The sequence below is a fragment of the Alkalimonas cellulosilytica genome (assembly GCF_036325985.1).
In the GTDB taxonomy this organism is placed as follows: Bacteria; Pseudomonadota; Gammaproteobacteria; order Enterobacterales; family Alteromonadaceae; genus Alkalimonas; species Alkalimonas cellulosilytica.
The window spans coordinates 1-23,137 of record NZ_JAUHLI010000005.1; the positions used below are offsets into that span (position 1 = coordinate 1).

The window sequence follows — 23,137 nt, forward strand, 5'->3', positions numbered from 1 at the left end:
AAAAGGCCAGCCCTTGCAGGGCTAGCCTTTCTTTGATGCAGCAAAAAGTGCTTAGTTAAGCTTTTCGCGGATACGCGCTGATTTACCTGAACGATCGCGTAAGTAGTACAGTTTGGCACGACGTACCGCACCGCGACGCTTAACGGTGATGCTCTCAACCAATGGGCTGTGTGTCTGGAACACACGCTCTACCCCTTCACCGTTCGATACTTTACGAACCGTGAAAGAAGAGTGCAGGCCGCGGTTGCGCTTGGCAATCACTACACCTTCGTAGGCCTGAAGACGGGTTTTCTCGCCTTCTTTTACACGAACCTGAACGACCACGGTATCACCCGGGGCAAATGCAGGCACGTCTTGCTTCAGTTGTTCATCTTCAAGCTGCTTGATGATGTTTTGGCTTACTTTGCTCATAACAATCTCTCTTTACCTGGAATTAACTGTCTTTCTGCTGCAGCGCCTGGTGTTCCTGTTGGAACTCTGCCAGTAACTGTCGCTGCTCCTCAGTCAGAGCCAGGGAATTTAACATATCTGGCCGTCGTAACCAGGTCCTGCCAAGGGCCTGTTTCAGACGCCAGCGTCTGATTTTGTCGTGGTGACCACTCAGCAAAACCGGTGGTACCTCTTTGTTTGCTAACACTTCGGGCCGGGTGTAGTGCGGACAATCCAGCAAACCGGATGCAAACGAATCCTGCTCTGCCGATAAATCATGTCCAAGCACGCCAGGTACCATACGTGACACTGCATCAATCAATGTCATGGCCGGTAACTCGCCCCCGCTTAACACGTAATCACCAATTGACCATTCTTCGTCAATTTCGGTTTCTATTACGCGCTCGTCAATGCCTTCGTAGCGCCCAGCGACCAACAGCAACTTGCTGTGCTGCGCCAACTCCTGCACCCCTTTCTGGTCTAACTTCCGGCCTTGCGGCGAAAGGTAGATGGTGTGCACCTTGCCCCCTGCAGCTGCCTTGGCAGCGCGGATTGCGTCGGTGAGTGGCTGTACCATCATCAACATGCCGGGTCCACCACCATAAGGCCGGTCATCGACGGTGCGGTGTTTGTCCGTGGTAAAATCCCGCGGATTCCAGCACTGCACATCAATCAGCCCCTGGCGCAAAGCCCGTCCGGTCACCCCATACTGCGTTATAGCCTGAAACATCTCCGGGAACAGGGATACAACCCCAACCCAAAGCTTGCATGATTCCGGCATTAAAACGCGGGATCCCAGTCGACGACAATACGTCGCTCAGTCAGGTTGACTTCCTTTATCACCGAATTGGTGATAAAAGGCAGCAACCGTTCTTTCTTACCAAATGCATCGGTGCGGTTGGCTTTCACCACCAGCACATCGTTGGAACCGGTTTCCATCATGTCGCTGACTTCACCTAAGTGATAGCCGGCTTCATTCACCACCGCCAGACCCATCAGGTCTTTCCAGTAGTAATCACCCTCGCCAAGCGCTGGTAATACACTGGTTGGTACGGCGATGTCGGCATTGACCAGACGCTGAGCCTGATCGCGGTCCGAAACTCCTTCCAGCTTGGCAATCAAACCATTGCTATGGCGTTTCCAGCTGGTGACCTGCATTTGTTGTGGACACCCCTGAACACTGACTACCCAGGGTGTATAATCAAAAATCCCTTCCGGGAAATCCGTATAGCTGTTCACTTTTAGCCAGCCGTTAATGCCGTACACAGCACCAAATTTGCCAACCAAAATCAGTTCATTATTTGAACTCAAGCGACAACTCCACAGACAGTGCTAAATTAAGCCGCAGCTTTTTTAGCAGTTTTTACCAGGCTTGCAACACGCTCACTCAAAGATGCACCTTGTGCAACCCAGTGATTCACGCGCTCCAGGTCCAGACGCAGTTTTTCTTCCGTGCCGCTGGCGATTGGGTTAAAGAAACCAACACGCTCAATAAAACGGCCATCACGGGAAAAACGGCTGTCCGCAACCACAACTTGGTAAAAAGGACGCTTTTTCGCGCCACCACGTTGTAAACGAATAGTTACCATACCGTCCTCTAAGTTTTCGTTCAGGTTTTAAAAAATAACAACACCTCCGACGGTTCGGAGGGCTGGTGCATTGTACGGATTTTTGCCCCGATTGCAAGGCATTTCGCGGCTTATCGGGGCGGCAGCATCCCTGGTGGTAACTTGCCGCCAAGGCCGCGCATCATCTTCATCATGCCACCCTTACCCGACATCTGCTTCATCATCTTCTGCATCTGGGTAAATTGCTTGAGCATCTTATTGACGTCCTGCACCTGAGTACCGGAACCTGCGGCAATGCGCTTTTTGCGGGAGCCTTTAATCAGATCCGGAAACTGGCGCTCTTTTGGTGTCATTGAATTGATGATGGCTTCCATCCGGATAAACTGTTTATCATCCATCTGGCCGGCGACATTGGCTGGCAGGTTTTTCATACCCGGCAATTTATCCATCATCGACATCATGCCGCCCATATTGCGCATCTGACCCAACTGATCACGAAAGTCTTCCAGGCTAAAGCCTTTGCCTTTCATCATCTTCTGCGCCACTTTGGCCGCTTTGTCTTTATCGACTTTTTGCTCGATTTCCTCGATCAGGCTCAGTACATCGCCCATGCCAAGGATACGGGACGCCACCCGATCCGGATGGAAAGGCTCAAGCGCATCGACTTTCTCGCCCATACCGATGAACTTTATCGGCTTGCCGGTAATATGGCGAATGGATAAGGCGGCACCGCCACGGGCGTCACCGTCAGCTTTGGTTAAGATTACCCCGGTCAGTGGCAAGGCATCATTAAAGGCTTTGGCGGTATTGGCCGCATCCTGGCCGGTCATGGCATCAACCACAAACAGGGTTTCAATAGGCTTTACCGCCGCATGCAGTGCCTGGATTTCCTGCATCATGGCATCGTCGACATGCAAGCGACCGGCGGTATCCACCAACAGCACATCAAACAGGCGGGTGCGGGCATGAGCAATGGCGGCATTGACAATGGCGACCGGTTGCTGCGATACATCGCTTGGGAAAAACTCAACCCCAACCTCTTTGGCCAGGGTTTCCAACTGCTTAATCGCAGCTGGCCGGTAGACATCGGCACTGACCACCAGGACTTTTTTCTTTTTGCGCCCGGTTAAAAAGCGCGCCAGTTTCGCCACTGAAGTGGTTTTACCCGCCCCTTGCAAGCCGGCCATCAAGACCACCGCCGGCGGCTGGGTATTGAGTGCCAGCTCCTCATTGGCCTCGCCCATGGCATCTTCCAATGCCTTGCGCACAATCTTGATAAATTCCTGGCCCGGTGTCAGGCTTTTGCTGACTTCCAGGCCAACGGCTTTCTCTTTCACCTGCGCCACAAAGTCACGTACTACCGGCAATGCCACATCAGCTTCCAGTAGTGCCATCCGCACTTCGCGCAAAGTATCTTTAATATTGTCTTCGGTCAGACGCCCGCGACCACTGATGTTTTTCAGTGTGCGGGTCAGGCGGTCTGATAAATTCTCAAACATGGTGTCCATCCAGATTGCGTTGCTTGCTCTCAGTATACCTGAGTCCAACAGCGGCGTCAGCCACAGAGCCAATTAGGCATTGGTATTCAGCACAAGTTGCAATACAATGACTATCTGACTGTAATTCAGGGAAAGTTTTGCATGCACTCGCTGTTGTTGCCATTATTTGCCATGCTGGCTTATGCACTGGCAGCAGGCACTATTCTCAGCCGTTTATTTCACCCGGCCGGCCCGGCGCTTAAGCTCACCTTCAGCGCAGCCTGTTTAGGCCTGGCCCTGCATGCGATTTCCTTATCTGCCGCCTTATTTACCAGTGATGGCCAGAACTTTAGTCTGCTTAATGTCAGCTCCCTGGTCAGTTGGCTAATTACCATGGCGGTCACCCTTACCGCCTTGCGTTCTCCGTTAGTCCTACTCCTGCCGGTGGTCTATGGCTGTGCTGCTCTGGTGCAACTGGCTGTATTGTTGCTACCACAAGGCACCCAGCTGCTGCAGATTGATCAAAACCCGCTGTTGCTGCTGCATATCCTGGTGGCTTTTATTGCCTATGTGATTTTAATTCTGGCGACCTTATACAGTGTGCAAGTCAGCTACATCAGCTACAAACTAAAACACAAAGCGTTGAGCATGACCTCGCAGTTGCCTCCTCTGATGCAAGCCGAAGTCCTGCAGTTCCGTTTATTGCTGATTGGTACCGTACTGCTTGGCATCACCCTGCTCAGTGGCGCTCTCTTTACCAGCGACTGGCTTGGCAAACAAAACCTGCATAAAAATGTCCTTAGTTTGCTGGCCTTTGTGTTGTTTGCACTGCTTAGCTGGGGCCATGCCCGGTTGGGATGGCGGGGAAAAACAGCCATCAGTCTGACACTGGTAGCCAGTCTGCTGCTGACGCTGGCCTATTTTGGCAGCCGCTTTGTCCGTGAAGTGCTGTTAAGCGGTGGCTTTTGATGTTTTACATCTGCCAGTGCACCGTACATACTATGCAATCACACTCCCTTAGGCCACACAGGTAACCCAGATTTGGACGCGATCGCAACCAGTACCTTATTTATTATTCTTGGTGTACTTATTTTTATCTCCGCGTACTTCTCTGGCTCTGAAACCGGCATGATGTCGGTGAATCCATACCGCCTGAAACACCTGGCAAATGAAAAAAACAAAGGCGCGCTACGCGTCAGCCAGTTGTTAAAGCGGCCAGATCGGCTGATTGGCCTGATCCTGATTGGCAATAACCTGGTCAATATCGCGGCATCAGCCATAGCGACTGTCATTGGCTTGCGGTTGTTTGGCGATATCGGCATCGCCATTGCTACCTTTGGTCTGACGCTGGTGATCCTGGTGTTTGCCGAAGTCACCCCAAAAACCCTGGCCGCACTGCACCCGGAGCGGGTGGCTTTTCCAAGCTCGGTTATTTTAAAGCCGTTACTGAAAGTGCTGTACCCCATTGTTTGGCTGGTCAATCAAATTACCAACAACTTTTTAAAGCTATTTGGCGTCAGTGCAGAGCAACATAAAGGCAACAGCTTAAGTGCCGAAGAGCTTCGCACTGTGGTGCACGAAGCCGGCGCCCTGATCCCGGAGCAGCACCAGAGCATGTTGGTGGGCGTGTTGGATCTGGAGCATGCCACGGTGGAAGACATCATGGTGCCACGCAATGAAATCAACGGGCTGGATGTGAATGATGACTGGAAACAACTGGTGCGCCAGCTGGCCAACTCACCACACAGTCGTTTGCTGCTGTACCGCGATACCATTGATGATGCGCTCGGCTTTTTGAACACCCGCGATTTAGTGCGCCCCCTGCTGAAAAAGCAGCTGACCAAAGCCACCTTGCTGCGTGCTGTGCGCGATATTTACTACATTCCTGAAGGAACACCTCTCAGTACTCAATTGCTAAAGTTTCAGGCCTCGAAAGAGCGCATTGGCCTGGTGGTGGATGAGTACGGTGATATTCAGGGCCTGGTAACGCTGGAAGATATTCTGGAAGAAGTAGTCGGTGACTTCACTACCGATGTGATTGAAGACAAGCACGAAGAAATCATTGCCCAACCCGATGGCACTGTGTTGGTGGAAGGTGGTATTAACCTGCGCGATCTGAACCGTGAGCTGCAAGTGAACTTCCCAACCAATGGTCCGAAAACACTGAATGGACTGGTACTGGAGTATTTAGAAGAAATTCCGCAGGGCAGCCTGAGCCTGAAGCTGGCGGGTTATAAAATGGAGATTGTCGAGGTTCAGGACAATATGATCAAAACCATCCGCTTGTTCCCTCTGTCGAAAAAGCGGCGCGATCACTAATCACCTCTCCACAAAACTGCCTTTCCACAGCCAGCTAATGGCTGTGGAAAGATCGAATTAAAAACCAATCAAACGACGGAACCAGCCCCGCTGCAGTTCTTTCTCGCAGCTGGCCAATTGGGTTGCATACATCTGGGCCCGGTCATCTACCCGCCGCGCTACCGAAATCAGCCAGGTTTTATTACGATAAGTACCGCGCTGAAAACCACCCCAACCTTCATGGTAATTCAGGTACTGATTGTACGCATCCCATTTGGACACCCCGTTGATACGGTGGGTTTTATCCATGTACCAGCCCATAAAGTCGATAGCATCGGCAAAGTTGCTACGGCTGGCAAAGCGGCGATTGGTTTCCCGCTGGTAATCCGCCCAGGTTTCGGTTTTAGCCTGCGAATAGCCATAGGCCGAGCTGGCACGGCCATAGGGGATAAAGCCTAAAAAATAACGCATCGGCGGCCGGGCGTTGTGGCGGAAGCTGCTTTCCTGGAACATCATGCTCATCGGTACATGGATGGGCACACCCCATTTATCGCGGGTATTGGCGGCGGCCTTGTACCAGGAGCGATGCTCTTTAAAAATATCGCAAATATTGCTGCTGTTTTGCGGCGGCGGCGTGCTGCAACCTGCCAGTAACAATGCCGCAGAAAAAGTACCGCCGATTAAAAATAATTTTGTTTTCATCTGAACTTTATAAATCTCATTGCTTCTAACAAAGTGCAAGGACGCAAATCAAGTTTTACGTTTCCCTGGATTTCAATCCTGTATCGCGGTCACCCCTCTCCTGGTGACCGCTTTTTTTTAGCGCTCGCTCTCCAATGAGCACGGCTTAGGCGCAAAATAATCATCCAGGTATTGCTCGAAACTTAACGTATCGGCTGCTTCCACCGCCGCTTGTTGCTGGTGCGACTGCTCTGCCATTTCCTGCAAAGCCGGCTCATCGTAATACTGATAATCCCGTGCCAACAACTGCTGCCGGTACTGCTCCGCAAGGTTCAACGCGTAAGGGCCATTGTCTTGCTGTTTGCTCAAAAGCTCGCCCAGCAAGCGGCCGGAATAGGTAGTGGCCGGATCCAGCAAACTTAGATAAAAAAGGCGGATGCTGTCCTGGTAACTGCTGCCGCCATGCGCCTGGTCAAGCCAGGCCGCCACAGCATTTAAATCGGCAAATATTTCCTCAGCCCAATCCAACATCAGGCGCGGTGCTCCCTGTTGCATCAGCTCCAGATTTTGCCGCCTGCCATCGGTGACCACTTTCTTCAGGTTTTGTTCTGTCACCAGTTGGTCTGCATGGCTTAGCTCAGGGCTTTCCTGCAGCAGGCAATAGCACAAAAACACATCCAAAAAGCGCATTTGCTCAGCACTGATGCCCACCGGACTAAACGGATTGACATCCAGTGCCCGCACTTCGATGTATTCGACCCCACGCGCCGCCAGCGCGCAGGTAGGACGCTCGCCACTTTCAGTGGTGCGCTTAGGCCGGATGGTGGAATAAAATTCGTTTTCTATCTGCAAGATATTGCTGTTGAGCTGCTGATAGCCTCGTTTGGCATCGCATGGGATATCGGCGTACTCTTCCGATGGCAAGGTTATCGCCTGATGCAACCCTGCGATGTATTCATCCAGCGAGTTGTAGGTAACTTTCAAGCGCGACTGCGCACTGTTGGTGTAACCTAAATCGCTCATGCGCAGTGAGGTGGCATAAGGCAGGTACAGGGTCCCCTTGCCAAGCTGCTGGAATGGGTACCTGGTTTCCCGACCTTTGATAAAAGAGCCACATAAAGCGGGGGAAGCACCAAACAGATAGACAATCAGCCAGGCCATGCGTTTATAGTTGCGCACCAGCGCCAGGTACTGCTCGGAAATAAAAGCCTGGCTGGCTTCAGCCTGGCCGGCCACCGCAGCAAAATGCGGCCAGAAACCCTGCGGAAACGAGAAATTAAAGTGCACCCCACTGATCGCCTGCATCATGCTGCCATAGCGGCGTTTTAAGCCCTGACGGTACAGGGTTTTCATCCGGCCAACATTGGAGCTGCCATAGTGCGCCAGCTGGATTTCATCTTCATGCGCGATGTAACAGGGCATGCTGAGTGGCCATAGCCGCTCATCCGCCAGCTGCTTCAACGTAAAGGTATGCACATCTGCCAATTGCGCCAGAGTAGTCTCAATATCGGTCGAAACCGGTGTGATAAACTCCAGCAGCGTTTCGGAAAAATCTGTGGTGATCAGCGGATGCGTTAAGGCTGAGCCTAAAGCTGCCTGATGCGCCGTTGTTGCCAGAGTGCCGTTGGGTTGGATGCGCAAGCATTCCCGCTCCAAACCCCGGCGAATACCAACAATACTGGGCAGATGCTCGGCAGCAGACAGCTCTGCCAGGCGTTGTTTAAGAAGTGAACTCAAAAGATATCCTTCCTCAATTGAAGGCTCGTATTAGGGAGCGACAACCTTGAACCTGCCGCTCACTGTACTTTGGAAACCCACCCGGGACAAGGTATCTCAGGTGGTAAAATGTTACTTTTGTTCCTGTTCAGTTTGATCTGCCGGCTCTTGCGACTGCAAATCCGGTTGTGGCTCTTCAAAATCAGCCGGCGTTACATCACCCACCACATGCTCCAGTTTCAGTTTATTGACACTGCGAATGGTAGTGATGGGGCCAGAGCAGGCATACAGCAGGAAAATCAGCAGCAGCATTTCCGCCGGCCGCGCCGCTATCACCACAAAAATCAGCACCACCAGCAAGATGGTGACAAAAGATACTTTGTCGCGCCAGTTCACGTCTTTAAAGGAGTGGTAGCGGAAGTTGCTGACCATCAGCAATCCAGCCAGAATGGTCATAATGCCAAGCAGATAACCAAAACCATGACCATCCAGCTGGTAATAGGCGCCAGTCCATACCATGCCCGCTATCAGAGCCGCCGCCGCCGGGCTTGCCAGCCCCTGAAAGAAACGACCATCGGTCACCGACAAATTGGCATTAAAGCGGGCCAGCCGCAGTGCAGCACAGGCAACAAACAAGAAGGCCGCCAACCAGCCGAACTTACCGGTATCGGACAGTGCCCAGTTGTACATCACCATGGCCGGTGCCATGCCAAAGGACAGCATATCGGCCATGCTGTCGTACTGAGCACCAAATTCACTTTGGGTGTTGGTAAGCCGCGCCACCCGGCCATCCAGTCCATCAAAAATCATTGCCACAAAAATGGCGATGGCAGCGGCTTCAAAGTGGCCATTCATCGAGGAAATAATGGCATAAAAGCCGGAGAACAAGCCTCCGGTAGTGAGTAAGTTTGGTAGTAAATAGATGCCTTTACGCGGCTGAGATTCGTTTTTAACCGGTTCTGTCATAAAGTCCTGGCAGCAGAATGTTCTGAAAGATTATGCCGTTAATGTAGCACGGATCGGAAAAACGCAAAAGAAAAGCCGTGGCGCGAAGCCGCCAAAACGTCTCATGGTATCACCCATTGCTCACCGCAATCACCGCGACAACCCCCACGAACACAACAAAGCCGGTTGCAATACACGCTTGTCTGTTGTGCTGGCGTGATGCAGGAAAACGCCCAAAACTCAGTAGCTTCAGTATCAGATAACCACAACCATGGACTAAAAAATCGATAAACCCATAGATCACAATATACTTAAAGGCAGCAGCGCATGCTTTCAGGATTACATCAATCAAATCACTCATTACTGTTTGCTGTCCTTCACGTTATTCATGGCGAGTAATCTGCGCCCGCTGAAACTTACACGCTGATAGGAGCTATACACCAAATGACTGCTGGCTTCATTCACCAGATACGCATCCATCTCAACGCTCAATAACTTCGACACTGGTTTAATTTCCAAAACACCCAGCTCGCCCAGGTTTGCCGATAACAGGGTGTGATGTGAAGTAGCTAAAAATGTTTTATCGAAATCTCGTAATTCGCCATCCACGTACAACTTAGCGCCGTGTAACCAGGAGTTGGTGATTTTGACTTGATGTGGAGCCAGCGTAAATTCAAAAACTTTTCTCATCTCAAATTCCTTTTTTATCAGCAGCAACCGCAGTAAATTCAGTTAGCAGCCCTAGCGTAAGGGTAATGACTAGCATCATTGGCGGTCCGCCGGATGGTTGATACCATCGTAGGTAGGTACATTGGGTATTTTTAAAGGGTTAATGCCCTCCAGGCAAGTAACTTATAGTCAGCATATAAAAAACCCCGGCATCAAAGCCAGGGCTTTCGGGGTTCACTTAGGGATTTATTCCCATTCAATGGTCGCCGGTGGCTTACCGCTGATGTCATATACTACGCGGGAAATGCCGTCGATTTCATTGATAATACGGTTGGAGACTTTGCCCAGCATATCGTATGGCAGGTGGGCCCAGTGGGCGGTCATAAAGTCGATGGTTTCGACCGCACGCAGTGAGATCACCCAGTCGTATTTGCGGGCATCACCCATCACCCCGACCGAGCGTACCGGCAGGAAGACGGCAAAGGCCTGGCTGACTTTGTGGTAAAGGTCCGCTTTATGCAGCTCTTCGATAAAAATCGCATCGGCACGGCGCAGCAAGTCGCAGTACTCTTTTTTGATTTCGCCAAGTACCCGCACGCCCAGGCCTGGGCCAGGGAATGGGTGGCGATACAGCATGTCGTACGGCAAGCCAAGCTCCAGGCCGATTTTGCGTACTTCGTCTTTAAACAGCTCGCGCAGTGGCTCGACCAGACCCATTTTCATATGCTCTGGCAGACCGCCAACATTGTGGTGCGATTTAATCACATGGGCTTTGCCGGTGGCCGAGCCTGCCGATTCAATCACATCAGGGTAGATGGTGCCTTGTGCCAGCCAGCGGGCATTTTTCAGTTTCTGCGACTCTTCGTCGAACACATCGACAAACACCCGGCCAATGGTTTTGCGCTTTTGCTCCGGATCGTTCTGGCCTGCCAGTGCATCCAGGAAGCGATCTTCAGCGCTGACATGGATGATGTTCAAACCAAAGTGGTTGCCAAACATATCCATCACCTGCTTGGCTTCGTTTAAGCGCAGCAAGCCGTTATCAACAAAAACGCAGGTCAGTTGCTCGCCGATAGCACGGTGCAGCAACATGGCGGTGACCGAGCTGTCGACACCACCGGATAAACCCAGAATCACTTGATCCTCGCCAACCTGCTCACGAATCCGCAGAATGGCATCTTCGATAATGGATGCAGGGGTCCAGAGCTTTTCGCAGCAACAGATATCAACCACGAAGTGCTCCAGCATCCGCAGGCCCTGACGGGTATGGGTCACTTCCGGGTGGAACTGCACCCCATAGAACTGGCGCGCCTCATCGACCATACCAGCATGCGGGCAGGTATCGGTACGGGCCACGGTTTCAAAACCTGATGGGATCTCGATAACTTTATCGCCATGGCTCATCCAGACATCCACCAATGCGGTATTGCTGGCACTGATGTGGTCTTCGATGTTGGCAAACAAGCGGTTTTTGGCAATCACTTCCACCTGAGCATAGCCAAACTCACGCATATCGGAGCAGGATACTTTACCGCCCAGTTGTTCGGCCATGGTTTGCATGCCATAGCAGATGCCAAGCACAGGCACGCCAGCCTCGAATACATACTGTGGTGCCCGCGGCGAATCAGCAGCCGCCACACTCTCCGGGCCCCCGGATAAAATAATACCGGTTGGGTTGAAGTCGCGGATTTGCTCCTCGGTAACGTCCCAGGCCCACAGTTCACAGTAAACCCCAATCTCGCGGATACGACGGGCAATCAGCTGGGTGTACTGGGATCCGAAATCCAGGATCAGAATGCGGTGCAGATGAATGTTTTTGCTCATAGTGACCTTTTTAAATCCAATCGTTGTGAAAGCAAACGGCTGGCAAGTGCCAGCCGCTGTGAAACGCAGCCTTTACCCCATGCGGTAATTCGGCGCTTCCTTGGTAATTTGCACATCGTGCACGTGCGACTCGCCCATACCGGCAGAGGTCACTTTGACAAATTGTGGCTTGGTACGCAGCACCTCAATGGACTCACTGCCGGTCAGGCCCATGGCCGAGCGCAGACCACCCATTTGCTGGTGAATGATGTTCTCAATCGGGCCTTTGTACGCTACCCGGCCTTCAATGCCTTCCGGCACCAGTTTTTCGGCATTATCGCTGCCCTGGAAATAACGGTCTGACGAGCCATGCCGCTGTGCCATAGCGCCCAAAGAGCCCATGCCACGGTAGGATTTGTAATAACGGCCCTGATACAGCTCCACTTCGCCCGGCGACTCTTCGGTACCGGCAAACATTGACCCCACCATCACGCAATGAGCACCAGCCACCAGGGCTTTAGCGACATCGCCTGAGAAACGGATACCGCCATCGGCAATGATTTTTACGTTGGTGCCCTTCACCCCTTCGACTGCATCGGCAATTGCTGTGATTTGTGGTACACCACAGCCTGTCACAATACGGGTGGTACAAATCGAGCCAGGACCGATGCCTACTTTGACGGCATTAGCACCGGCTTCCGCCAGCGCTTTGGCGCCTTCAGTAGTCGCGACGTTGCCCGCAACAATTTGCAAGTCCGGGTACTGAGCACGGGTTTGTTTCACCCGGTCAATCACCCCCTGCGAGTGGCCATGGGAGGTATCAATCAGCAGAATATCGACGCCCGCTTCGACCAAGGCGGCGATGCGCTCGTCGGTCCCGGCACCCACGCCAACCGCAGCACCCACCCGCAACCGGCCCAAGTCGTCTTTACAAGCATTTGGCTTGCTGGCGGCTTTGTAGTAATCCCGCACTGTGATTAGGCCTTTTAGTTTAAAGGCATCATCCACCACCAGCACTTTTTCAATGCGGTGCTGGTGCATTAACTTAAAGGCTTCTTCGCGGGAAGCATTTTCGTTCACCGTCACCAGGCGATCTTTCGGTGTCATCAGTTCAGAAACTTTGGTGCCGGCACTGGCTTCAAAGCTCATATCACGGCCGGTGACAATACCGACCAGATTGTGGTTGGCATCCACCACCGGGAAACCAGAGAAACCGTGTTGCTGCGCCAGCGCCTGCACTTCACGGACTGTCATTTGCGGCGATACCGTTACCGGATCAGACACCACACCACTTTCGTATTTTTTTACCCGGCGAACGTGCGACGCCTGCTCTTCAATGGTCATGTTTTTGTGGATAAAACCAAGGCCGCCTTCTTGCGCCAGTGCAATGGCCAAACGGGCTTCGGTCACGGTATCCATCGAAGCGGACACCATCGGAATATTCAGATGAATGCTGTCGGTCAGCTGAGTGCGTAAATCGGCAGTATGGGGTAGTACGGTGGAGTGCGCCGGAACCAGTAACACGTCGTCAAAGGTAAGGGCTTCTTTCATGATCCTGAGCATCGCAACAATCTCGCTTCTTGGGAAAAACCAAAGGAATGTTGCGGCGCAATTTTAGCGCTTTTTCGCCTTTGGAACAAACGATTTTTTACTTTTGTGATAGAGTAAGGCGCAAAGTTCAGGCAACCTCTGATATCGGTATGCAAAACAAAGACATTTACACCGTTTCCCGCTTAAACAGCGAAGTCCGTATGGTGCTGGAACAGCAATTCCAGCGCATCTGGCTGCAAGGAGAAGTGTCTAACTTTGTCGCCGCTGCCTCTGGTCACTGGTATTTTTCATTGAAAGACAGCGGTGCCCAGGTCAAAGTGGCGATGTTTCGCCAAAGCAATCGCATGGCCAGCATCAAGCCACAAAATGGCCAGCAGGTGCTGATCAAAGCCCGCATCAGTGTGTACGAACCCCGCGGTGAATACCAGTTGCTGGCCGAGCTGCTGGAAGATGCCGGCAGTGGTGCCCTGCAATTGCAGTTTGAACAAGTCAAAGCACGATTACTGGCCGAGGGCCTGCTGGCCAGTGAACGCAAGCGGCCGTTGCCAGCCATGATTCAGCGTTTAGGCGTAGTGACCTCACCGACCGGTGCGGCCATCCGCGATATTCTGACGGTGCTCAAACGCCGGGCGCCAGGCATGCAGGTGATTATTTACCCTAGCCTGGTGCAGGGCAGCAGTGCGGTCGCTCAGCTTTGTCAGGCGCTTAGTCTGGCCTATCAGCGCAACGAGGTGGATGCCATTATTATTGGCCGTGGTGGCGGTTCGCTGGAAGATCTCTGGTGCTTTAACGACGAACAACTGGCCCGGCTGATTGCAAAAAGTCCGGTGCCTATTGTCAGCGCCGTTGGCCATGAGATTGATGTCACCATCAGTGATTTTGTCGCCGATATCCGCGCCGCCACGCCATCGGCCGCCGCTGAGCTGGTTTCCAGCGATCAGCTGCATCTGCTGGAGCGGGTGCAAAGGCTGCAGCGGGCTTTGCTGCAGGCGCAGCGCCAGCAGCTGCAACGCTTTGCGCCCAAAGTAGCGCAACTCACCCAGCGACTGCAGGCCAGGCACCCTTCGCGGCAACTGCAACAGCAACAACAGCGGCTGGACGAGCTTGGCAGCCAACTGCTGCGCCGGCTGCAGCAGCGCTTGCAACAATTAAAACAGCAACAGGCCAGCCTGAGCCGTCAGCTCAGTGCACTATCACCGGCCAAAAAGCTGCAGCAGCATCAACAGCAACTTGCACAGCAACAACGGCTGCTTGGTCGCGCGATGCAACAGCGGCTGCAACAGCAACAACAGCGCTGGCAATTGCTACTGGCCCGGCTGGATACGGTCAGTCCGCTGGCTACCCTGGCGCGGGGCTACAGCATCAGTTTTGATGAACAGAACAAGGTCATTACCAGCAGCGCGTCTTTGCAACAAGGCCAGTTGGTTCACACCAAGCTGGCCGAGGGATCTTTTGTCGCAAGGGTGACCACTACCGAGCGTTAATGTGCCTCGGTACTGACCACCTGACCGTTGATGATAACCTGACTGACCTGGGTGGTGTATTCAAAAGGATCGCCGGTATAGAGCACCAGATCGGCATCCTTACCGACCGCAATGGAACCAACCCGCTCATCAATACCTAAGATACGGGCAGCATCAATGGTAATCGACGCCAGTGCTACCTCATACGGCAGGCCATAAGCTGCGGCAATAGCGGCTTCCCACAGCACTACCCGGGTTTTCGGCACATAACGCTCGTACCCACTTTGCAGTGCAAACGGAATACCAGCCTGGTACAACTTTTGCGCTGTGGTAAAGCTGGCATTTTCCAGCTCACCAAACTGTCGTGCCATAGTCGGGTGCAGAATCACCGGCACCTCTGCCGCTTTGATGGCATCCAGCATCAGATAGGCTTCTGCAGCACCATCCAGCACAATACGAATACCAAACTCATCGGCAATCCGCAGCGCCGATTGCATGTCCTGCTCCCGATACGCGGTAATCAGCAAAGGCGTACTGCCCTCCAGCACACTGACCAAGGCTTCCAGTTCCAAATCACGCGCCGGTGCTTTGCCCGCTTCGGCCTGCTGCAGTTTGTGCTGGTACTCCTGTGCCCGGATCAATTGCTGTCTCAGCATGGCAATCTGTTTGGAGCGGGTGCCGGGGCTGCGATTCTCGGCGCCAAAAGCACCTGGCCCCAGCTGAGCCGCAATCATTGTCAGCGGTTGCATCAAGCCATCATCGACATGATTACCATGGCTTTTGCGTAGCATGGTCTGGCCGGAAATCAGCGCCCCCGGGCCGTGCCCCGTATGTAAGGTGGTGACACCAAGGCTGCGGACCCAATCCACCAGGCGTTCGCGGGCATTAAACGCATCCAAGGCGCGCAGTTGCGGCTGAATGGCGCTGGAGGTTTCCAACTGATCCTGATCGTGTGGCTGGTTCAGATAACCAGCCAGACCAACCACAGTACGGGCATCAATCAGGCCTGGGGTGACTACGGCCGCTTGCAAAGTTTTGGCACCCGTTGGCAAACGCAGCTGGCCCTGACGACCAACCTGACGTATTTTGCCGTCTTCGACCACAATAGCACCGGCTTCAATCACCGGGCCGGCCTGGGTATAGATCCGCTCAGCCAGCACCACCAGAGTTTCTGCCTGCAGATTAGCAGCCACCAGGCTCAGACCCAGCAAGTAACTTGTTTTTTTCAATGCGCTTTTCATTGTGCTGCCTCCAGCTGCAATACCTCACTGGCTACCTGATCACGACCGGCACCATAACCGCCGGTGGCAAAAAGTGCCTGCTCCGGATCTGCCAGATCAAACACTTTCACCCCCTCTACCCAGGTTTGCTCCACCCGGGTATAGACACTGAGTGGATCGCCGCTCAGCACAATAAAATCAGCGTCTTTGCCAACCGTCAAACTGCCTACCCGATCTTGCAAGTCCAACATCTTGGCACCATTCAACGTCACTGAACGCAGCGCTGTGTCTCTGTCCAAACCAAAGCGCACGCCCATGGCGGCAGAGCGCAAAAATAAACGCGAATCGGTAATGGGATCATCGGTATGATACGCCAGTAAAACGCCGGCATCAGCCAGCACCTTGCCGTTATCCGGCAATAAGTTCATCACTTCCAGCTTGCCACCGGGGCTGTCGATATGAATGATGGAAGCGCCAACGCCTGCCTTGGCAATGGCATCAGCCACCAACGCCCCCTCACTGACATGGTGCAGCACCACCCGGAAGTTAAACTCATCGGCCAGCCGCAGTACTGTCAGCACATCGTCGTGGCGGTGGGTATGATGATGCACAATGCGCTCACCACTGAACACTTCGCACAAAGCATCGTGACCGATATGACGTGGTGGCGGTGCATCGCTATCGCGCTTATCACAGTATTCTTTAGCCGCCACCAGCTGAGCACGCATCAAAGCCGCAGCCTTGCCCCGGGTGCCAGGAAACGGAGAGGCGCGCAGCGGGTTGGTACCATTGGCCATTTTAATGCCGCCGGCCATGGCGCCTGTCTCGGTTCGAATGGCCAGTGCTTCAACACTGCTGCCGTTGCGTAATTTCAGATAATTGGTCTGGCCGCTCAGTAAATGGCCGGAGCCTGGCATCACATTGACGGTGGTGATGCCACCGGCTTTGGCTTTCATCAAACCGGCGTGGCGGCTGTTGATGGAGTCCAGTGCCCGCACATCCGGCTGAATAGGTGCGCTACTATCGGCACCAGCCACCTGACCAATGTGGGAGTGCGTATCCACCAGACCGGGCATAATAACTTTGCCATCCATAGGATACACAGTGGCAGCAGCCGGGATCGGTACATTGGCGCCAATGGCCCTAATCCGGCCATCTTCGACCAACAAGGTACCATTCGGGATCGCAGGGCCATCAATAGGCAACAAGGTGGCGCCAACAAAAGCTTGGGGCCCTTGCTGGGCATGCAAGGCACCAGCCAGGCAGCCAGCGAGCAGTAAGGCTATTCTTCGCATCAGAGAGGTCTTTTTTTATAATGGTAGGTCCAGCATAAGCAGGGCACCGCATGCAAACAAGCAGCATCTGTCCTGAAAACGGAGCGGGGTATCGCAAAAAAGAGCGGGCAGCGCCTGCTGCCCGCTTCCTCTTAAGCTTCGTAAGCCGCAGGGCTGCCAAACAAGCGGCGTTTTAATGCTCTGAAAGGCCGCTTGGCATCCTCCAGGATCAGGTACAGGCAAGGTACCAGTACCAGCGTGATTAAGGTAGCAAACAGCACCGCAAAGCTTAAGGATACCGCCATCGGGATGACAAACTGCGCCTGCAGGCTGGTTTCAAACATGATCGGTACCAAACCAAAGAAAGTCGTCAGGGAGGTCAGTAAGATGGCGCGAAAACGCATTTTACCCGCCCGCACCACCGAATCGACCAGCGATAAACCTTCCCGCCGCGACTGGTTGACGTAATCAGTGAGTACTAAGCTGTCATTGATCACCACACCGGCGGCGGCAATCATACCGAAGAAAGAAAACAGCGACAGATTCATACCCAGCACAAAGTGCGCCAGTACGGCACCTATCATACCGAACGGGATCACAGACATTACTATCAGCGGTTGACTGTAGCTTTTCAGCGGAATGGCCAACAGAATATAGACCATCAGCAAACCAGCAATCATGTACAGGAACATCTGATCACGCTGGCGCTGCTGCTCTTCAATCTGACCACCCAGCTCAGTACGTACGCCTGGGAAACGCTCCAGCAGTTCTGGCATTACTTCAGCGCGAACCAGGCGCACTACCTCGGAGGTGGTGACCTGAGCCTGATCGACATTGGCGGATACCCGTACCGTACGGAAACCATTCTCGCGGTTTATACGGGAGATGCCGGGGGTTTCCACCAGCTCAGCGACATCACCCAACAGCACGAAGTCACCGGATGGCAGCCGAACCTTGCTGTAATCCAGCGCGCCGATTTGCTCACGTTGCAAGCGCGGGTAACGCACCATCACCCGCACTTCATCGCCATCACGGATCATGCGCTGCGCTTCCAGACCATAAAAGCCAGAACCGACCTGACTGGCTAAATCGGCCGGAGTTAACCCCAGCTGATAGGCCACCGGCTTTAGCTGCAAATTCAATTCTTTGCCAGCTGAGTCGATGGTGGAGCTTAAATCAAACACACCGGGGATTTTTGCCAGGTCCGCAATCAAGGCAAGGCCAGCCTGGTTCAACTGGTCAATATCACGGCCAAATAAGCGGTACTCCAGATTGTTCTGCCCGCCCATGCTCATCACATCATCCTGCACCCGGATTAACCGCACTCCCGGCAGCTCTGGCATGTTCTCCCGCCAGCGCCGTGATAGGGTAAAGGCGTTGAAAGGCCGCTCATCCTCTGCCACCAGGGTAACCACTACCTGGCCACTGGTTTGACTGTTTAAAAAGGCAAATACATCACTGATTAATGGCTTACCGGTTTCTTCCCGCACACGCTCTTCCTGCTGATAAATCATCGCTTCAATCGCCAGCAGGCTTTCAAGCGTTTGCTGCTCAGAGGCATTCTGGTGCATTTCAAAGCGGATTTGCGGATAATCGTGCGGTACCGGTGGCGTCATCACCACCCGCAGATGATTGGACGCCATCAGCGCAATGCTGACCATCAATAAGGCGACAAAGGCCGCCAGCGTAGCATAACGATGGCTGATGCAACGCTGTAAAAATGGTTGATAACGCTGCTCGATAAACTGCTGAAAATTTTGCTGGAATCGGCTGCGCCAGTGTTCTTTAGCCAAAGGTTTGATTTTACTGTGCGCCAAATGCGCCGGTAAAATCAGTTTGGACTCAATCAGACTGAAAATCAGACAAAGCACCACCACAATGGAGATATTTCGAAACTCGTTCGACTCCATGCCCTGGGCAAACATAAAGGGAGCAAACACCGCTATGGTGGTCAAGACACCGAAGGTTGCCGGGGTGGCAACCCGCCGGGCACCACGCACAATATTATCGACACTGTGGCCCTTTTGCTCTGTTTCGTGATAGGCGCTCTCGCCTATTACAATGGCATCATCCACCACGATCCCCAACACCATAATAAAGGCAAACAAAGTAACAATGTTGATAGTCACGCCGGCAAAAGGCATCAGCCAGATGGCGCCTAAAAAGGCAATCGGTAAGCCCAACATCACCCAGAAGGCAACTTTGACCCGCAAGAACAGCATCAGCATCAGGAACACCAGTACCGAGCCCTGCAGCAGGTTGCTCCACATCATGTTGAGGCGCCCATTCAGGTAATAGGTCATATCAACCAGCGCATCCAGCTGATAACCTTCAGGTAACTGCGCATTTTTAAAGGCAATGTACTGATGCACACTGCGGGCAACATCCGGCAAGGATTGGGTGCTGGACGCTTCGACCTGCAAGAAAGCTGCATTCTTGCCATTGCTGCGCATGTAATTGACCCGCTCTTCAAAGCCATCATGAATGCTGGCAATCTCGCCGAGCAAGACCCGCTCCCCCTGAGGACCCAGAATAACCGGAATACGGGCAAATTCATCCGCCCGGTAAGCACGTTGCTCCGAGCGGATCGTGATCATGCCGGACTCACTGCGGATCATCCCGGCCGACAAGTTATCGGAGTAATTGCGAATGGCACGGCTGACATCCTGCAAACTCAGGTTATAGCGTTGCAGCGTTTCCGGTGCGATTTCCACCGCCACTTCCCAGGCCGGCATGGTGTTAAAATTGACGAAGTTGATTTGCTCCAGCAGCAACAGCTCGTTTTGGATCTCACGCCCCATGGCTTTTAGTTCCAGCGAGTTGTCACTGCCGGTCAGCACTAACTCGACAGCCTGCTGACGCCACTCCACCTGATAAATAGTCAGTGGCTCCATGCCTGCCGGGAAAGTACCAATGGAGTCGACCCGCAGCTTGATTTGATCCAACCGGCTGCTGATGTCCTCCCCCACTTCCAGCTCAACGCTGATGCGTCCGGCGCCGCGCCAGGCGAAGCTGCGCACCCGCTTGATGCCTTCGATATCCTGCAAAGCCTCTTCAATTTTAATCAGAATGCCTTCTTCAATTTCCTGTGGGGCTGCGCCCCGGAAGGTGGCGTTGATATGAACGTAGTTCACTTCAACTTGGGGAAACATCTGCCGTTGTATGCTGTTGTAGGTGACAAAACCCATCACCAGAATAAACACCATCATCAGATTGGCAGCGACTGGGTTATTGGCAAACCAGGCGATAATGCCCCGTTTCGGATCGATGTAATCCATGCGTTACTCCACCTTGGCCAGTTCACTGCCATTGTTGTCGGTACGCACCTGCATGCCCGGCTGCGGGAAGCTAGGTGCCAGCAGCACCAGTTTGTCACCAGCTTGCAGCCCTTGCTCAATCAGCACGCTTTTGCCTTCCTGCCTTACCACCTGCACCGGCTGACGGCGCAACGTATTGTCTTCGTTAAGCAACCATACCTGTTGGTTTTGTACCGAGTCCTGCGGTACTTCGAACAAGGCCGGATGGGTCTGGCCGGACAGGATCACCTCGACGTAGTGACCAAAACGCAGCACCGGCTGCGCCGAGTTCAGGCTGTAGGGATCATCCACCTGTACCACCAAATGCCCCATCCGGGTCTGACCGTGGATCACCCCTAAATCACGCACTACTTCTGCACGGCGCTGATGGCCATCGAACTGCACCTGAGCCGGGATACCGGCCACCGGCTGCGGTAAGAAGCGGGCATCAAAACCTGCCACCGGCAAATGAATTTCGGCCTGCTCAACACTGTATATCTCCCCCAAAGCCGTCGCTGCGGAGACGACCTGACCCAGACCGACACTGCGGCTCACCACCAGTGCATCGTAGGGGGCAACAATTTGGGTACGCTCCAAATCACGCTTGGCTTTTTGCAAAGCGGCCTGAGCTGACTTCACTCCTGCTTCGGCACTGTGCAGCTGCGGCTTACGTAATCCCAGTGCGGAGACCTCACCAGGCGATAGGTGACGAAGCTCCTGCGCCGCGACCCGCGCCAGGGCTTTTTCCTGTTCCAGTGCGGCATAAGCGGCGGCTACACCAGCTTCTGCCGAGAGCACCGCAGCCTGATAATCGGCATCATCCAGTTGCGCCATGACTTCACCTTTGGCAATGACGCCACCGGCGACAAAATTGGGGTGAATACCAATCACCCGGCCCGATACTTCAGGCGTTAAACGGGTTTTCTCTTTTGGCTGCACCTCACCAAACACCCGCACTTCAAAACGGTGCGCTCTGGGTTGCAGCGTTTGGGTACTGACCAGAGGGGCTTGCACCCGTTCGGCATCAGCCTCTATAGACTTGGGTGCAGTACTGACAATGGCTACTACCAGAACGATGCCAAGCAACAACACGCCCACAGCAATGGCAACTTTGGTCCATAAGCTCATTATGGCTTCCTTATACGAGCAAAAATTACCCTATAAAGTAGCAGATAGCCGGGCGTGGCGATAACAAAGAAGTGTTAACTTTTATGAAGGCTGAAACACTTTGTTGCAACTGCCTGAGTTGCAACAAAGTCTGTACGGGCAGGCGCTAGTTTTTTTTCAACTTTTGGCGGGCTTTAAGTAAACGCTCTAGTTTGTATTGTTGGTTTGGTGTCATGCTGACCCGCTTTTTCTCGGTGGCGAAAGGGTTATCGCCTTCACGGAATTCAATGCGGATTGGGGTGCCCATAATCTGCAACGCTTTACGATAGTAGTTCATCAGATAACGTTTGTAGGAATCTGGCAAGGCACTGACCTGGTTGCCATGGATAACCACGATCGGTGGGTTGTACCCCCCGGCATGGGCATACTTGAGCTTCACACGGCGACCATTGACCAAAGGCGGCTGATGATCATCCTGTGCCATCTTCATGATCTGGGTCAGAATCGAGGTATTGATCCGCTTGGTAGCAGATTGGTAGGCTTCTTCTACCGACTCAAACAGGTTGCCAACGCCGGAGCCATGCAAGGCGGAAATAAAATGCAGCCGGGCAAAATCAATAAAACCTAACCGGCGGTCAAGCTCGCGTTTGACTTCATCTTTGACGCCTTCGTTTAAGCCATCCCATTTATTCACCGCAATCACCAGTGAACGCCCGGCATTCAGTGCAAAACCAAGCAAGCTGAGATCCTGATCGGCAATGCCCTGACGGGCATCCAGCACCAGCAACACCACATTGGCCTCTTCAATGGCCTGCAGCGTTTTAATCACGGAAAATTTTTCGACTTTATCGTCAATCTTGCCGCGCCGCCTTACCCCGGCAGTATCAATCAAAATATAGTCGCGCTCGTTGCGCTGCATCGGGATGTAGATGGAATCACGGGTGGTACCCGGCATATCAAACACCACCACCCGCTCTTCACCCAGAATGCGGTTGGTCAGGGTTGATTTACCGACATTGGGCCGGCCAATAATGGCCAGCTTGATGGGCTTATCGTGCAAGGCCTCTGCTTCAGTCGACGCATCGTCATCCTCGGACAGCGCCGTATCAGCCAACTCAGCGTCATCCTGCTCAGATACCTCGGGCAGTTCCAGCAAAGGCCGCAGGGCTTCGTTTAACAGCACCGATAAACCGCGGCCATGGGCGGCAGCAATCGGCCATACCTGGCCCAAACCCAAACTGTAAAACTCAGCAATGGCGCTATCGGCATCCAGGCCATCGGTTTTATTGGCAACCAGAAATACCTGCTTTTGCGCTTTGCGTAAATACTCCGCAATGCCCATATCCCCGGCAGTAAGACCTGCCCTGGCATCCAGCATAAAGAGTACGATATCGGCCTCGTCAATCGCCCGCAGCGATTGATCTGCCATTTCAACTTCAATGCCTTCGGCATCGCCATCAATACCACCGGTATCGACCACGATAAAAGACAATTCTTCGAACTCGACAGAACCGTATTTGCGATCCCGTGTCAGACCAGGAAAGTCAGCGACCAGCGCATCCCGCGTGCGGGTTAAACGATTAAACAAGGTCGATTTACCAACATTGGCACGACCAACCAGAGCGACAACCGGTAACAT

General features: G+C 53.2%; 20 protein-coding genes and 1 pseudogene. 3 read left to right on the forward strand and 18 right to left on the reverse strand.

Annotated features, from left to right (window positions below; translation table 11 throughout):
- Positions 1-51: 51 nt before the first annotated feature.
- The 5 genes from rplS to ffh all read right to left on the reverse strand — a co-directional run bounded on the left by rplS (position 52) and on the right by ffh (position 3,496).
- Complete coding sequence (rplS, locus tag QWY20_RS05825) at positions 52-411, reverse strand: 50S ribosomal protein L19 (RefSeq protein ID WP_330086013.1); 360 nt, start codon at positions 409-411, stop codon at positions 52-54.
- A 22-nt stretch (positions 412-433) separates the two neighbouring features.
- Positions 434-1,210, reverse strand: coding sequence for a tRNA (guanosine(37)-N1)-methyltransferase TrmD (gene trmD, locus QWY20_RS05830; protein ID WP_330128097.1), 777 nt, complete (start codon positions 1,208-1,210; stop codon positions 434-436).
- Positions 1,210-1,740: a ribosome maturation factor RimM gene (rimM, locus tag QWY20_RS05835; protein ID WP_330128098.1), complete on the reverse strand. Its 531-nt coding sequence runs from the start codon at positions 1,738-1,740 to the stop codon at positions 1,210-1,212. Before rimM ends, trmD begins: the two co-directional genes overlap by 1 nt.
- Before the next feature lie 26 nt (positions 1,741-1,766).
- A complete protein-coding gene (rpsP, locus tag QWY20_RS05840; protein WP_330128099.1) occupies positions 1,767-2,018 on the reverse strand; it encodes a 30S ribosomal protein S16 in 252 nt (83 codons plus the stop codon).
- 110 nt (positions 2,019-2,128) lie between these two features.
- Positions 2,129-3,496: a signal recognition particle protein gene (gene ffh / locus QWY20_RS05845; RefSeq protein ID WP_330128100.1), complete on the reverse strand. Its 1,368-nt coding sequence runs from the start codon at positions 3,494-3,496 to the stop codon at positions 2,129-2,131.
- Between the two features lie 141 nt (positions 3,497-3,637).
- Between ffh and QWY20_RS05850 the strand changes: the two genes are divergently transcribed.
- Both QWY20_RS05850 and QWY20_RS05855 read left to right on the forward strand, forming a co-directional pair.
- Positions 3,638-4,444, forward strand: a complete 807-nt coding sequence (locus QWY20_RS05850; protein ID WP_330128101.1) for a cytochrome C assembly family protein — start codon at positions 3,638-3,640, stop codon at positions 4,442-4,444.
- Positions 4,445-4,516: 72 nt separating this feature from the next.
- Entirely contained in the window at positions 4,517-5,794 is a 1,278-nt protein-coding gene (locus QWY20_RS05855) for an HlyC/CorC family transporter (protein WP_330128102.1), read from the forward strand.
- A gap of 57 nt (positions 5,795-5,851) precedes the next feature.
- On the opposite strand, the gene QWY20_RS05860 is transcribed toward QWY20_RS05855, so the two are convergent.
- The 8 genes and pseudogenes from QWY20_RS05860 to guaB form a co-directional block, all read right to left on the reverse strand.
- Entirely contained in the window at positions 5,852-6,475 is a 624-nt protein-coding gene (locus QWY20_RS05860; RefSeq protein WP_330128103.1) for a transglycosylase SLT domain-containing protein, read from the reverse strand.
- 117 nt (positions 6,476-6,592) lie between these two features.
- Complete coding sequence (gene gshA, locus QWY20_RS05865; RefSeq protein ID WP_330128104.1) at positions 6,593-8,191, reverse strand: glutamate--cysteine ligase; 1,599 nt, start codon at positions 8,189-8,191, stop codon at positions 6,593-6,595.
- Positions 8,192-8,302: 111 nt separating this feature from the next.
- Entirely contained in the window at positions 8,303-9,136 is an 834-nt protein-coding gene (gene pssA, locus QWY20_RS05870; protein ID WP_330128105.1) for a CDP-diacylglycerol--serine O-phosphatidyltransferase, read from the reverse strand.
- Positions 9,137-9,245: 109 nt separating this feature from the next.
- Entirely contained in the window at positions 9,246-9,476 is a 231-nt protein-coding gene (locus QWY20_RS05875) for a hypothetical protein (protein ID WP_330128106.1), read from the reverse strand.
- Entirely contained in the window at positions 9,476-9,805 is a 330-nt protein-coding gene (locus tag QWY20_RS05880) for a hypothetical protein (RefSeq protein ID WP_330128107.1), read from the reverse strand. The genes QWY20_RS05875 and QWY20_RS05880 overlap by 1 nt, the downstream gene beginning before the upstream one ends.
- Positions 9,806-9,880: 75 nt before the next feature.
- Positions 9,881-9,967, reverse strand: a pseudogene (locus QWY20_RS05885) (GFA family protein); the annotation flags it as partial.
- Positions 9,968-10,030: 63 nt separating this feature from the next.
- Entirely contained in the window at positions 10,031-11,608 is a 1,578-nt protein-coding gene (guaA, locus tag QWY20_RS05890) for a glutamine-hydrolyzing GMP synthase (RefSeq protein WP_330128108.1), read from the reverse strand.
- A gap of 72 nt (positions 11,609-11,680) precedes the next feature.
- A complete protein-coding gene (gene guaB, locus QWY20_RS05895) occupies positions 11,681-13,150 on the reverse strand; it encodes an IMP dehydrogenase (RefSeq protein WP_330128109.1) in 1,470 nt (489 codons plus the stop codon).
- A 137-nt stretch (positions 13,151-13,287) separates the two neighbouring features.
- Here guaB and xseA point away from each other — a divergent pair, with 137 nt between their 5' ends.
- Positions 13,288-14,622, forward strand: coding sequence for an exodeoxyribonuclease VII large subunit (gene xseA / locus QWY20_RS05900; protein ID WP_330128110.1), 1,335 nt, complete (start codon positions 13,288-13,290; stop codon positions 14,620-14,622).
- Here xseA and QWY20_RS05905 read toward each other — a convergent pair.
- From QWY20_RS05905 to der, 5 genes are all read right to left on the reverse strand, one after another.
- Positions 14,619-15,842 carry an amidohydrolase family protein gene (locus QWY20_RS05905; RefSeq protein ID WP_330128111.1) on the reverse strand — a complete coding sequence of 408 codons (1,224 nt, stop codon included), beginning with the start codon at positions 15,840-15,842 and terminating at the stop codon, positions 14,619-14,621. The genes xseA and QWY20_RS05905 overlap by 4 nt on opposite strands.
- Positions 15,839-17,116, reverse strand: a complete 1,278-nt coding sequence (locus QWY20_RS05910; RefSeq protein WP_330128112.1) for an amidohydrolase family protein — start codon at positions 17,114-17,116, stop codon at positions 15,839-15,841. Before QWY20_RS05910 ends, QWY20_RS05905 begins: the two co-directional genes overlap by 4 nt.
- Positions 17,117-17,247: 131 nt before the next feature.
- Positions 17,248-20,373 carry an efflux RND transporter permease subunit gene (locus tag QWY20_RS05915; RefSeq protein ID WP_330128113.1) on the reverse strand — a complete coding sequence of 1,042 codons (3,126 nt, stop codon included), beginning with the start codon at positions 20,371-20,373 and terminating at the stop codon, positions 17,248-17,250.
- A 3-nt stretch (positions 20,374-20,376) separates the two neighbouring features.
- The gene (locus QWY20_RS05920) at positions 20,377-21,519 is read right to left on the reverse strand and encodes an efflux RND transporter periplasmic adaptor subunit (RefSeq protein ID WP_330128114.1); all 1,143 of its coding nucleotides are present in this window, start codon (positions 21,517-21,519) and stop codon (positions 20,377-20,379) included.
- A 145-nt stretch (positions 21,520-21,664) separates the two neighbouring features.
- Positions 21,665-23,137: a ribosome biogenesis GTPase Der gene (gene der, locus QWY20_RS05925; RefSeq protein WP_330128115.1), complete on the reverse strand. Its 1,473-nt coding sequence runs from the start codon at positions 23,135-23,137 to the stop codon at positions 21,665-21,667.